Genomic DNA, 12,208 nt, shown 5'->3' with positions numbered 1-12,208 from the left:
TACTGAGACGATCGTTTGAAGCACGGACCAGACGTACACCGTCTGTTTTAGCTGCAGACCGAAGTATTCACGGATCATCCAGAAACCGGCGTCGTTCACGTGGCAGGGCTGAGCGCGACACACAACTCGCTGCTGGCGCTGGCGATTGGCGCGGGGTCGGTCTTTTTCTGCCACGTGAACGACGCCGGTTTCTGGATGATCCGTGAATACTTCGGTCTGCAGCTAAAACAGACGGTGTACGTCTGGTCCGTGCTTCAAACGATCGTCTCAGTGGTCGGGCTGGCGCTCACGCTGGTGATGTGGGGCGTGCTGACATAAGCACTGACGTGAAACGCGGGCAGATTGGCGAGGCACGCGGAACTCCGAATCTAAAATGAGAAAAAAGGAGATTTATCATGCTTGCCTTGCGCCCCACCTGTGAATGCTGCGAAAAGCCACTCCCGCCAAACGCCCGTGACGCCATGATATGCAGCTTTGAATGTACCTTCTGCGAATCGTGCGCGCTGTCACGGCTTCAAAACGTATGCCCGAACTGCGGCGGCGGCTTCCAGTTTCGCCCGATCCGTCCGAAAGCGCGACTCGACAGCCGCCCGGCCTCGACGGAAGTCCATCCAGCGGGCATAGATGAACACCAACATCGTGCGTTCCTGGATCGCTACGGCTCCATTGCGCCCTTTGATCGATAACATCTGCCGCCCCCTAGGGAATTCACCGATCTGAGCGCCGCTCATACCGGTGCGCAGTAATCATCGATTCCTCCTCGGCGGCGCTGGCTCTCACAATCTGTTCATCGATCCACTCCTTGAACGGAAGCCAACATGCCAACACCCCAATCCGAGCGCACTCTTCACATTGGCGAAGGTTTTGAAGGGCCGGGCGTCAATCTCGCCCATATCAATGTGCTTGTCGGACCCCGCAGCGGTCCTGCTGGACAGGCATTCGCGACCGCGCTCGCTACGCCGTCGGCGGGCCACGCGCCGTTTGTCGTCATCGCTCGGCCGGGTGTTCCTACCAAGCCCCTGACGCTGTACGTGAACAAGGCGCAGATTGCCAATGAGTTCCACGGGAACGCGACGTGGGGCGCTTCGCAGGCGGGCATCGCAAAGGCCGTCGCTGAATCGCTCGAAGACGGCACGTTGCCGCCGGAAGCGGAAAACGACTGGGTGGTCGTATCGGCGAACTGGGTCAACCCGTCAGCTGACGATCTGGATGCCGTGTTCCGCAACAATTATCGCGCGACTAAAAACGCCATCAAGGCGGCCATGAAAGGTCTGCCGTTAAAGCGTGACGTATTCGCCGCGGCGCGTGAAGTGTCGAATCCCTTCTATACCCCGAGTTCGTCGCAAGCCGCCCTCTAAAAAACCGCATACGGGTGTCGCATGCCGGCGCTCTACGGAGAATTGAATAATGGAATACATTCGACTGGGCCAGTCCGGCCTGAAAGTGTCGCGCTTGTGTCTTGGCACCATGAACATGGGAACGCCGCAATGGAAACCGTGGATTTTCGACGAACAAAAGAGCGAGCCCATTGTTCGCCACGCGTTGGACGCAGGCGTGAACTTCATTGATCTCGCTGATTTCTATTCGTTGGGCGTGGGAGAAGAAGTGGTTGGCCGAATCCTTGGACGCCTTGCACGGCGTGAGGAAATCGTGGTCACCACCAAGGTCGGCTACGACATGGGCGAATATCAAAATGCGGGCGGTCATTCACGCAAGCACGTGCTCGATGGTATCGACGCATCCCTACGCCGGCTGAGCATGGATTACGTCGACATCTATATGCTTCATTATTTCGACACTACCACGCCCGTTGAAGAAACCATGGCAGCGCTGGACGATATCGTCCGGTCGGGCAAGGCGCGTTATATCGGTGTGTCGACCATGTACACGTGGCAGCTTGCGAAAATCATTCAGGTTTGCGAACGAAATGGCTGGCACAAGCCGATCAATATGCAATTGCAATTGAACTTGGCATACCGCGAGGAAGAGCGCGAGATGATGCCGTACTGCGCGGACCAAGGTCTGGGTGTATCCGTATTCAGCCCGCTGGCGCGAGGGCTGTTGACGTGCGACACCGCGTCTACGCGTAACCAGACTGACTTCTTTACATCGCAGATGTACGGCGATGCGGCATCCCGTGAGATCGCCGCCTCTGTTGAGCGCGTCGCCCGGAGACGCGGCGTGAGCGCCGCGCAAATCGCCCAGGCGTGGGTACTGCAGCGCAATGGCGTGGCTAGCATGCTGGTCGGCGCAGATTCACCGGCCCAGTTCGACAGCGCACTTAACGCGCTCGGCATGGAACTCGACGCGGACGAGCTTTATGAACTCGAGCGCAACTACACGCCGTGTGATGTCATCAACGATTACACAGCCGGCCGCCGGGTCGCGCGTGAAGCACGCGTGCCGCAGGGCGCTTTTGTTCAGGCAATGAAGGACGCGGCATGAATCTTCTTCGAAAAGAACACTACATCGATGGTGTATGGCAGAGCAGCGCTGAGACCTATCCGGTCCTGAATCCCGCAACGGCAGACGTGATCGCAGATGTCTCGAAAGCGGGCGCGCGTGAAACGCAGCAAGCCATTCAGGCAGCGGAGGGCGCGTTCCCAGCCTGGCGCGCGCTGACCGCAAAGGAACGCGGCGCTCGGGTGCGGCGCTGGGGCGAGCTGATGCTCGAGCATCGCAATGCCCTCGCCGAATTGCTTACGCGAGAGCAAGGAAAGCCGCTCGCGGAAGCACAAGGGGAGGTCGCTTATGCAGCGAGTTTCCTCGAGTGGTTCGCTGAAGAGGCGAAGCGCAGTTATGGCGATGTCATTCCGAGCTCGAAGGCGGGATCGAAGATCATCGTCACGCGGGAACCGGTCGGCGTGGTGGCGGCCATCACGCCGTGGAATTTCCCCCTCGCAATGATCACGCGCAAAGCCGGACCTGCGCTGGCAGCGGGCTGTACGATGGTCCTCAACCCGTCTGAGGAAACGCCGTTGAGCGCTTTGGCTCTGGCCGTACTCGCCGCAGAAGCAGGAATCCCGGCGGGCGTGTTCAATGTCATCTCGGGCGACGCTGTGGCAATCGGGGCGGAGTTGACTGCGTCTCCGGTCGTACGCAAGCTGTCGTTCACCGGCTCGACGCGGGTCGGCAAACTTCTTGCAGCCCAATCCGCACACACGCTGAAGAAGCTTTCCCTGGAACTCGGCGGCAACGCGCCATTTATCGTATTCAACGACGCAGATCTGGACGCCGCCGTGCAGGGCGCCATGGCATCGAAATTCCGTAATACCGGCCAGACGTGCGTGTGCGTGAATCGCTTCTTTGTTCAGGCGGGAGTTTATGCCGAGTTCACGCGGCGTCTGACGCTTGCCGCCAGCAAGCTTCGCGTAGGCAATGCGCTCGAGCAAGAGGTCGATCAAGGCCCGCTTATCAACCATGCCGCGTTGAAAAAGGTCAATGATCACGTGCAGGACGCCGTGGCCAAAGGCGCAACTGTCATGACGGGCGGCCGTGCCCATTCATTGGGCGGCACGTTCTACGAACCAACCGTGCTGGCCCATGCGAACCAAAGCATGTCGATAGCGCAGGAAGAAACGTTCGGCCCGGTCGCCGCCTGCTTCCAGTTCGAAACAGAGGCTGAGGCAATCAAGCTTGCCAACGACACACCCTTCGGACTCGCCGCGTACTTCTATACCCGCGATCTGGGCCGAGCATGGCGTGTCGCGGAAGCACTCGAGACGGGCATGGTTGGCATCAATGAGGCAATCATATCCACCGAAGTAGCGCCGTTCGGTGGCGTCAAGCAATCGGGTCTGGGCCGCGAAGGATCCAGATACGGCCTCGACGAATACATGGAACTCAAATACATGATGATCAGTGGCCTGATGGCGACCGAACGTTGATTGTCGCTAGTCGATTGTGACCGCGTTGTTGCTGTCGCATACAGCTGGCAGCAACGCGAGTAAGTGAAGAACAAACAGGAGACGCAGTGAGTCATCAGGACACCTCAAGTAGTGCCATCCCCAATGGTCCCGGACCACATGCAGGTATGGCGCCAATCCGCACACCCGACAATTCGGCCTCGAAGCCCATGCTGCTCGATGACATTCCGCTGAACCGCTTCCATGTGAAGATCGCGGGCCTGACTTTCGGCGCGCATTTCACCGAAGGTTACGCGTTGGGCACAGTGGGATACGCGCTGGCCTCGATGAACCGGCAGATGCCGCTCGATTCGTTCTGGATGGGTGCAATCGGCAGCTCGGCGTTGATCGGCATTTTCCTTGGCAGCCTGATCTTCGGGCGCCTGTCTGATCGGCTTGGCCGCCAGCGCATTTTTCTCACCAGTTTTGTCATCATTACCATTGCCGCATTCCTTCAGTTCTTCGCCACATCGCCGCTGGAATTGTTTGCGCTTCGGGTTTTGATCGGCTTCGGTATGGGCGGCGACTTCACGGTCGGTCACGCCATCCTGGCAGAATTTTCGCCTCGCAAGCATCGTGGTGCGCTCCTCGGATCGTTCAGCGTTGTCTGGACGGTCGGTTACGTGGTGGCGAACGTACTCGGCATGTCGTATGGAGAAGCCAGTCCGGATGCATGGCGCTGGCTGCTTGCATCGGCGAGTCTTCCTGCATTCATCGTCCTGCTGCTGCGCATTGGCACGCCAGAGTCTCCGCGCTGGCTGCTCGGAAAGGGGCGGGTGAAGGAAGCGCACGATGTGGTCCGCAAGCATTTCGGCCCCGACGTCATTCTCGACGCTGAACATAGCAGTCATGTCGGCGGTGGGAAGCATGGTTACGTACGGCTGTTTCAACCTGACCTGATTCGCAGGACATTGTTCAACTGCGGATTCTTTGTGTGTCTCGTCATTCCGTATTTCGCGATCTACACATTCTTGCCAGGCATCCTGAAAGTGATCGGCCTGAGTGGTGGTTTCGGTGCGGACCTGTTGCTCAATGCTGTACTGGTCATAGGTGCGGTGCTCGGAATCTGGCTCACCATCAAGTTGCCCCGCCGGCACTTTTTAATTGGATCCTTTGCCGTGACCTGCGCCATGCTGGTGGCCATGAGCCTGCTGCCGTCATCTGCAACGCTTGCGATGATCGCTGCGTTTGCTGTTTTCACATTGACCATGTCGGCATTCAGCAATCTGGTTGGCGTGTTTCCGCCCGAATGCTTTCCAACCGAAGTACGCGCGTCAGGCGTTGGACTTGCCATTGCGTGCAGCCGGCTTGGCTCGGCAATCGGTACGTTCTTGCTACCGGTCGGCATCGCGCAGATCGGGTTTCACTACACCATGATGATTCTCGCCGCTGTTCTGCTTGTTGGCATGATCGTATCGATCGCCTGGGCTCCTGAGACACGCAACCTGACTCTGCGTGCCGCGAGCGGATCGTCATGAACTCCAAGCGTGCTGCCGGATAGGTTGGCTCCACTCAGCAGCTCCCGATAAACCTCACCTTAAAAAAGGCGTCCGCTTGCGGACGCCTTTCCGCATTTGAAAACGCGATCGCATCAACCAAAAACCATCCCGATTTCGATATTAGGAATTCTTAGTTTCGTCCTAATTCTTCGGAGAGTTCCGAGGGTAATCCGAGGCATCGCGCCTTAAGATTCATTCACTCGCAGACGAACCGGTTCATCGCCTCTCACCAGAATCCAGACGATGAAAAAGGCGGCTCGCACTGCGCGGACGGCACTACGGGACACGTAGTTCAAGCGCCGCAAGTGTTCGAAACCTCGTTAATTTCTCTTTTGGAAAAACATCATGAAATCATTCATCTCCACTGTCGCTGCTGCTGCAACTATCGCGACCATCGCTTTGGCTTCGACCGGCGCGAGCGCTGCTGACGGCACCATCACGTTCACCGGTGCAGTGACTGACACGACATGTTCGATCGACGCAAAAGTTGCTGGCGCCGCCGACAAGAACGTCACATTGCCGACCGTAACAAACAGCACGCTTGCTTCGAAGGGCTCGACGGCCGGCACGACCTCCGCAACCGACCTGACGTTCTCATTGAGCGGTTGCTCGACAGAATCGAAGGCAGTCGCTCGTTTCGAAAATGGCCCGACGGTCGATCAAACCACGGGGTACTTGGCAAACCAAGCCCCCGCCGGCGCTGAAAACGTGCAAGTTCGCTTGCTGAACGCGTCGCACCTGCCCATCAACGTGGTGACGGGCGAGAACAACGACATGGCCGGCAACGGTGCGGCCATCGTTTCGGGCAACGCTGACCTCAAGTACTTCGCAGAGTACTACGCAACGGGTGCGGCAAAGGCTGGCCCGGTAAGCACGTCGGTTCAATACACCGTCGACTACCAATAAGGTGTACCAACGGGCATCTGCAGGTGCAGGTGCCTGTTTTTTTTCAAATTTTCGAGATACGTTTTTTACGGAGATGCATCAATCATGAAGTCCCTCAGGCAAATTGCATATGGTTTGGGCTTGATCGCGGCCCTCGTTGCCGGAAGTGCGGGCGCAAGCGTGACAGTGGGCGGAACACGCGTGGTGTATCCCCTTGAGAATCGTGAGATGACGGTCAAGCTGACCAATGATCGCAGCGAACCCTCGCTGGTTCAGGTCTGGATGGACAAAGGCAATGCCGCGGCGAAGCCGGGCGAGGCAAGCGCGCCCTTCGTGTTGACGCCGCCGATCTTTCGCATGGACGCCGGAAAATCCCAGACGCTACGAATGATGTACACGGGCGATGCATTGCCGCAGGACCGCGAGTCGGTGTTCTGGCTCAACGTGCTCGACGTACCGCCGAAGACTGCCAAGGATTCCGATGTCAACACGCTTCAATTCGCGTTCCGGACTCGAATCAAGGTATTTGCGCGTCCGAAGGGTTTGCCCGGAACCGCCGATGAAGCACCGGCAAAAGTGACGTGGAAACTCGTACCCGCCGTCGATAACAAAGGGTATGAAGTGAAGGCGACCAATCCGACGGCCTATTACGTGTCGTTCAGCAATATCAATGTGGTCGGTAGCGGTCAGACCTTCAGCAACGACATAGGCGGCATGGTCGAGCCGCATGGAAGCGCGCAGTTCCCGATCAAGAACATGAAAACAGCGCCGGCCAACGCCCGTGTCAAATTTTCGACCATCAGCGATTTCGGCGGCGCCGTGTCGCTCGACGCACCTCTCGCGCCATAAGACGTCGCCTGATCGGGGCGGCCGTCGCCCTGGGTAACTGAAGGCGTCGCGGGCAGTAACTGGCCGACGCCTTCCTCAAGAAAGACTTTACGCATTTGCCGAACGGGCTGTCCGAACAGCCCGGTGGGTCAACTCGCGTCTGAACCGACTGAATAGACCGAATCAACGCAGGCCGAACCATGAAACAAGCTGCTCAACATGCTTTCTCCCGTCAAAGCCAGGATGCGTTCCGGCTTCGTCTGAAGCCGATTGCCGCAATCGCATTTTCAATGATGGCGTGCGCCGCGATTCCGCAAGCAATGGCTGATGCCTCGGGATTGGATCAAAGCAAAAGTGGCACGGTTGCTGAAGTGAGCTTCGATAACACCTACCTGCGCCAGGATGGTGGAACGCCGATCGATACCAGCCGGTTCACGCGCGGCAACGCGGTTTCACCAGGAACCTATTCGGTTGACCTGTACGTGAACGGTGCGCGCCTGAGCCGCCAGGACATCCGCTTTGTTTCCAGAGGTGGCCCATTCAGCGCCAAGCCGTGTTTCACCCGTGCAATGTTGCAGCACGCGGGCGTCGATATGGCCAAGGCGGATGCGGCCGGCGGCCGGAAGGCACCGGCAACGACCCCGGCAGCCGATACCGACACCTGCGAAGAGATTGGCACGCTGGTGCCCGGCGCGACGGTCGACTTCGACTTTACCCAGCAAACCCTCGAACTGAGCGTGCCGCAGGCATTCATGCGTAACGCGGCACGAGGTTACGTGCCGCCCGAACAATGGGACCAGGGCGTCAACGGCGGATTTGTGAGCTATAACGCCAACACATTCCGGACCGACGGCTCGGGCCCCGGCTCAACCCAAAGCTATCTCGGCCTCAACGCCGGCGTGAATCTGGGCGCATGGCACCTTCGGCATCAATCGTCGATATCGTCGGGAACGGGGCAGCCCACACAGTTCGACAACATTGCGACCTACGCCCAACGCGATGTCGAAAAGCTCGGCGCGCAACTGACGCTCGGCGATGCCAGCACAAGCGGCGAGATCTTCGACAGCGTGTCGTTTCGCGGCGCACAACTCGCCACCGATGACCGCATGCTTCCCGATTCAATGCGCGGTTATGCGCCGGTTGTGCGCGGTGTCGCAGAATCGAATGCACGCGTGACGATCCGCCAAAACGGCCAGGTGCTGGAAGAAACAAACGTTGCGCCCGGTCCCTTCGAGATCAATGATCTTTATTCGACCGGCTACGGCGGTGATCTGGTCGTGACGGTGACCGAAGCCGATGGCCGCAGCAAGGAGTTCACCGTACCGTTCGCATCGGTGGCGCAATTGCTGCGTCCCGGCGTCACCCGTTTCAGCGCGACGGCAGGCCAGCTGCGTAACGATTCCATCGATACAAAACCCGTTTTCGGCCAGTTCACGCTTCAACATGGCCTGACGAACACAGTGACGGCTTACGGCGGTGTGGTTGCATCGAGCGGATATGGCGCGCTGAACTTCGGTGGTGCATTGAACACCGGCTTCGGCGCGTTTTCGATGGACGTCACCGGCGCCATGACCAGCGTGCCGCAATCCCAGTCGATGCACGGCGCGAGCTTGCGCGTGGGCTACAGCAAGTTTGTCGGGGCGACCAATACGAACGTGTCTGTCGCGGCTTACCGGTTCTCGACAGCAGGGTATCTGAACCTGAACGATGCAGCGTCCATTCGCGATATCTCGGAGCATGGCGGCGATATCGATGCGATTTATAGACAGCGCAACCGCATGCAGGTATCGGTCAACCAGAAGCTGGGCGATCACGGCACGATGTTCGTTACCGGATCGTCGCAGAATTACTGGAATCGCGGCGGCACTGATACCTTGTTTCAGGCGGGCTACACCAACGCGTTCAAATACGGAACCTATAGCCTGACGGCCGGCCGCACGCGGACCATGGACGGAGAGTTATCGAACGAATTCTTGCTGAGCACGACGATCCCGCTCGGCCATTCGGCGCACGCGCCGATGTTGACCACCAACGCCTCGTACAACTCGAACGGCGCGACGAACATGCAGGCGAATGTGAGCGGTTCGCTGGGCGCCACGAACCAGTTCTCCTACAACGGCTACGGCACGTACAACGTCGGTGGCAATTCTGCCAACAATGGCAACGCCGGTGTGAGCGCAACCTATCGCGCGCCGTACGCTACGGTGAATGCATCCGCAAGCGGTGGCGGCGGCACGCGACAGGTATCGGCGGGCGTGCAGGGATCGGTCGTGGCGCACCCGGGCGGAGTGACATTTTCGCAAACAGTGGGCGATACGTTCGGCATTGTGAATGCGCCTGCTGCTGCCGGCGCGACCGTGACGAACGCACCGGGAACGACGGTCGATTCACGTGGATATGCAGTGATTCCGTACCTGTCGCCCTACAGCATGAACGTGATCGATATCGATCCGAAAGGCACGTCCACGATGTCGAATTTAAATCGACATCCGCGCAGGTGGCGCCCCGTGCAGGCTCTATAGTGATGATGAAGTACGAGACGGTGAGTGGTCGGGCGGCGCTGATTCAAGCGCCGAAACTAGGTGGTGGAACGTTACCATTTGGAGCGAGCGTGGAAAACGAACAAGGAAATATGGTGGGCGTAGTTGGTCAGGACAGCAGAGTTTTTGCGCGAGGTCTTGAAGATCAGGGTGCGCTTACGGTGAAGTGGGGAAGTGGCCCCGTCGAGCAATGCCGGATCAGCTACACGCTGCCGAAAAAAGACCCAAAGTCTTATAACCCCGGGTATCTGTCGGTGCAATCGCACTGCGTGCCCGGGGGTGAAATGCAGGCGAATGGCGTTACGGGAACAGGGGCGTCGGGAAGCGCCATGCGCTGACACGAAGCTGGCTTTTCAAGTGACTCAACGTTCCGGCCAGAAGCACACGAGTGGTATCAGTGCAATCCGGCCGGTAACGAGGGGCTCATTTGATTCGTTCCGCTTCACTTGCCTCATAACGCAACCAGGCCGCGAACGAACTCACCGTTTCAGTTTCACGATGCGTTTCCGGCACATCGAGCCAATATCCAAACGGTCCGACCATCTCCACGTCGGACATTCTCACGAGCGCGCCTTCGGTCAGCTCGTCATCAATCATGTTCAGGTCCACAACCGCGAGTCCGACACCACGCCGCGCCGCGTGAATCGCTTGTTGCAGATTCGAAAACTCGATGCCGTTATCCGCGTAGCGCGCGGGCATCCCCGCCTTGGCCAACCAGTTTGGCCATAATTTCAAACGCACGTCTTCGTGCAGTACATGCAGCGCGGGCAATTCATCAAGCAGGCGCTCGACCGGTACGCCGGCCAATCCGGCTGCGCCCACCAGTGCATGTCTTTCCATCAGCAAAAGCTCCGAGCCGCCTTCAATGGTTGACTCGCGCGCGGGTTCGCGGCCGAACCGGACGCTGCAATGACATTCGCCGCTGTCCTGCGTCCGGATCGATAAATCCACGTCTGGCAGTTGCTCCGCGAGCGCGCCCAGCCGCGAAGAAAACCATTGCGTTGCAAACGTGGGGGGCAACGACACAACGAGACGCCTGCGTTCCACAGCACCTGATAAATGCCGTGTTCCCCGCTCGATGACATCAAACGCTTCCGTCACTGAGGGCATCAATGTCACGCCTGCCGGCGTCAGCCGGATCCCTTTGTGGTCGCGCTCGAAAAGCTTCACGCCCAACGATTCTTCCAGCAGCCGGATTTGCCGGCTTACAGCTCCTTGTGTGACGCACAGCGCTCGTGCCGCGCGGTTGAAACTCAAATGCCGCGCCGTCTCTTCAAAAAAACGTAGCGCAATTAACGATGGAAGGTGTCGCATAGTGATTCCTGACTGCCAGTCTCCCCAGTTGTTCTTGTTGGCCAGGTACATGCGCCCGTTGTTTGCGAGCGAGGGTCTTTGTCCCGCGTTCGATAAAATTACCTTGATTCCGGGAGCGAAACAATAGACCTTTCGGCCAACGTTGAAGCAGCAGGAATTCTCATAAGGGGCTATCAGGAAAGCTGCGAACCCGCGGATAAGACGCAGGGGACTAGGCCATTCGACTAGTAGTTGGCGGGGCATGAATCGCCTATGCTGGATACATCCCGTTCCAGGAGGCTGCATGACCGTACGCAATCTCGACGCGCTATTCCATCCGAAATCGATCGCCGTGATCGGTGCGTCGCTGCGCGCGGGCAGTATCGGCGAAATGGTGTGGTCGCGGCTCAGTCGCGCGGGATTCGCGGGTGGGATCTGGCCGGTGAACCCGAAGCATCGTCAGATCGATGACGCTGTGGCCTACGCCCGGATCGAGGATCTGCCCGATGCACCCACCGTGGCAGTGTTGTGCACGCCACCCTCAACATGGCCGGCGATCGTCCAGCAGTTGGGCGAACGGGGCACGCGGGCAGTCATAATCGTTGGGCAGTCGGGCGAAACCCGTGGCCAGACGGTCAGCAACTGGACAAACCGGACACTTGCCGCGGCACGGCCGTTCTTGTTGCGCGTGGTCGGTCCGGCAAGCCTCGGTGTGATGACGCCGCTCACTGGCGCCGTGCTGGGCGCGCCGTCATCTCCGGTTGCGGCTGGAGGGGTAGCGTGGGTATCGGCGTCGAATGCGCTGACCAATGGCGTGCTCGGTTGGGCGAACGCCCGCGGTCTTGGCTTTTCTAGAGTGGTGGCGCTGGGCGATGAGGCCGATGTCGATGTCGGGGATACCCTCGATTTTCTTGCAAGCGACGCCCGTACGCGTGCAGTCCTGCTTGCCGTTGAATCGGTGCGAATGGCGCGCAAGTTCATGTCAGCGGCGCGCGCTGCCGCACGCAACAAACCTGTGCTCGTTCTACGCACCGGCCACGACGATCCGTTCGACGCGTTATACAGCGCTGCATTCCGGCGTGCGGGTCTGGTACGCGTCGATTCTTTGGACGACCTCCTGGACGAAATCGAGACGCTCGGGGTTGGCCGTGTGGCGGCGAGCGATCGTGCAACCGTGATCACGAGCGACCGGGGCGTAGCAGCGCTTGCAGCCGATGCATTCGCCACCGCCGGCGACGCACTCGCACTCTGGCCCGAA

General features: G+C 59.0%; 11 protein-coding genes and 2 pseudogenes. 11 read left to right on the top strand and 2 right to left on the bottom strand.

What is annotated here, in order from left to right; genetic code table 11:
• Window positions 1-105 (bottom strand): annotated as a pseudogene (locus ACRXB1_RS17890) (GntT/GntP/DsdX family permease); the annotation flags it as partial.
• Between ACRXB1_RS17890 and ACRXB1_RS17885 the strand changes: the two are divergent.
• From ACRXB1_RS17885 to ACRXB1_RS17840, 10 genes and pseudogenes are all read left to right on the top strand, one after another.
• Window positions 100-318 (top strand): annotated as a pseudogene (locus ACRXB1_RS17885) (GntT/GntP/DsdX family permease); the annotation flags it as partial. The pseudogenes ACRXB1_RS17890 and ACRXB1_RS17885 overlap by 6 nt on opposite strands.
• Window positions 319-395: 77 nt before the next feature.
• Window positions 396-686 carry a DUF1272 domain-containing protein gene (locus ACRXB1_RS17880; protein ID WP_075358219.1) on the top strand — a complete coding sequence of 97 codons (291 nt, stop codon included), beginning with the start codon at window positions 396-398 and terminating at the stop codon, window positions 684-686.
• A 132-nt stretch (window positions 687-818) separates the two neighbouring features.
• On the top strand, window positions 819-1,358 hold the full coding sequence (gene fae, locus ACRXB1_RS17875) for a formaldehyde-activating enzyme (RefSeq protein ID WP_062003510.1): 540 nt from the start codon (window positions 819-821) through the stop codon (window positions 1,356-1,358).
• Between the two features lie 49 nt (window positions 1,359-1,407).
• The gene (locus ACRXB1_RS17870; RefSeq protein WP_449492726.1) at window positions 1,408-2,445 is read left to right on the top strand and encodes an aldo/keto reductase; all 1,038 of its coding nucleotides are present in this window, start codon (window positions 1,408-1,410) and stop codon (window positions 2,443-2,445) included.
• Complete coding sequence (locus ACRXB1_RS17865; protein WP_449492725.1) at window positions 2,442-3,887, top strand: NAD-dependent succinate-semialdehyde dehydrogenase; 1,446 nt, start codon at window positions 2,442-2,444, stop codon at window positions 3,885-3,887. Before ACRXB1_RS17870 ends, ACRXB1_RS17865 begins: the two co-directional genes overlap by 4 nt.
• Before the next feature lie 86 nt (window positions 3,888-3,973).
• Window positions 3,974-5,383 carry an MFS transporter gene (locus ACRXB1_RS17860; RefSeq protein WP_449492724.1) on the top strand — a complete coding sequence of 470 codons (1,410 nt, stop codon included), beginning with the start codon at window positions 3,974-3,976 and terminating at the stop codon, window positions 5,381-5,383.
• 366 nt (window positions 5,384-5,749) lie between these two features.
• The gene (locus tag ACRXB1_RS17855) at window positions 5,750-6,310 is read left to right on the top strand and encodes a fimbrial protein (RefSeq protein ID WP_062003514.1); all 561 of its coding nucleotides are present in this window, start codon (window positions 5,750-5,752) and stop codon (window positions 6,308-6,310) included.
• 84 nt (window positions 6,311-6,394) lie between these two features.
• Window positions 6,395-7,138 carry a fimbrial biogenesis chaperone gene (locus ACRXB1_RS17850; protein WP_062171865.1) on the top strand — a complete coding sequence of 248 codons (744 nt, stop codon included), beginning with the start codon at window positions 6,395-6,397 and terminating at the stop codon, window positions 7,136-7,138.
• 179 nt (window positions 7,139-7,317) lie between these two features.
• The gene (locus ACRXB1_RS17845) at window positions 7,318-9,639 is read left to right on the top strand and encodes a fimbria/pilus outer membrane usher protein (RefSeq protein WP_449492723.1); all 2,322 of its coding nucleotides are present in this window, start codon (window positions 7,318-7,320) and stop codon (window positions 9,637-9,639) included.
• 2 nt (window positions 9,640-9,641) lie between these two features.
• Window positions 9,642-9,995 (top strand): FimD/PapC C-terminal domain-containing protein, encoded by a 354-nt coding sequence (locus ACRXB1_RS17840; RefSeq protein WP_449492722.1) that lies wholly within the window; start codon window positions 9,642-9,644, stop codon window positions 9,993-9,995.
• Window positions 9,996-10,080: 85 nt separating this feature from the next.
• On the opposite strand, the gene ACRXB1_RS17835 is transcribed toward ACRXB1_RS17840, so the two are convergent.
• Window positions 10,081-10,971 (bottom strand): LysR family transcriptional regulator, encoded by an 891-nt coding sequence (locus ACRXB1_RS17835; protein ID WP_062171872.1) that lies wholly within the window; start codon window positions 10,969-10,971, stop codon window positions 10,081-10,083.
• 283 nt (window positions 10,972-11,254) lie between these two features.
• On the opposite strand from ACRXB1_RS17835, the gene ACRXB1_RS17830 reads away from it, so the two are divergent.
• On the top strand, window positions 11,255-12,208 hold a 954-nt coding region (locus ACRXB1_RS17830; protein WP_449492721.1), incomplete at its 3' end, for a CoA-binding protein.

This window comes from Caballeronia sp. M23-90 (genome assembly GCF_053574605.1).
The sequence above is the reverse complement of the archived record's forward strand: the minus strand, read 5'-3'. Positions and strand labels throughout refer to the sequence as shown.

Bases quoted from the DNA above. Each gene is read 5' to 3' on its own strand.
- ACRXB1_RS17835 (WP_062171872.1), bottom strand. From the start codon at position 10,971: ATGCGACACCTTCCATCGTTAATTGCGCTACGTTTTTTTGAAGAGACG.
- ACRXB1_RS17880 (WP_075358219.1), top strand. From the start codon at position 396: ATGCTTGCCTTGCGCCCCACCTGTGAATGCTGCGAAAAGCCACTCCCG.
- ACRXB1_RS17865 (WP_449492725.1), top strand. From the start codon at position 2,442: ATGAATCTTCTTCGAAAAGAACACTACATCGATGGTGTATGGCAGAGC.
- ACRXB1_RS17855 (WP_062003514.1), top strand. From the start codon at position 5,750: ATGAAATCATTCATCTCCACTGTCGCTGCTGCTGCAACTATCGCGACC.
- ACRXB1_RS17840 (WP_449492722.1), top strand. From the start codon at position 9,642: ATGATGAAGTACGAGACGGTGAGTGGTCGGGCGGCGCTGATTCAAGCG.
- ACRXB1_RS17870 (WP_449492726.1), top strand. From the start codon at position 1,408: ATGGAATACATTCGACTGGGCCAGTCCGGCCTGAAAGTGTCGCGCTTG.
- ACRXB1_RS17850 (WP_062171865.1), top strand. From the start codon at position 6,395: ATGAAGTCCCTCAGGCAAATTGCATATGGTTTGGGCTTGATCGCGGCC.
- ACRXB1_RS17845 (WP_449492723.1), top strand. From the start codon at position 7,318: ATGAAACAAGCTGCTCAACATGCTTTCTCCCGTCAAAGCCAGGATGCG.
- fae (WP_062003510.1), top strand. From the start codon at position 819: ATGCCAACACCCCAATCCGAGCGCACTCTTCACATTGGCGAAGGTTTT.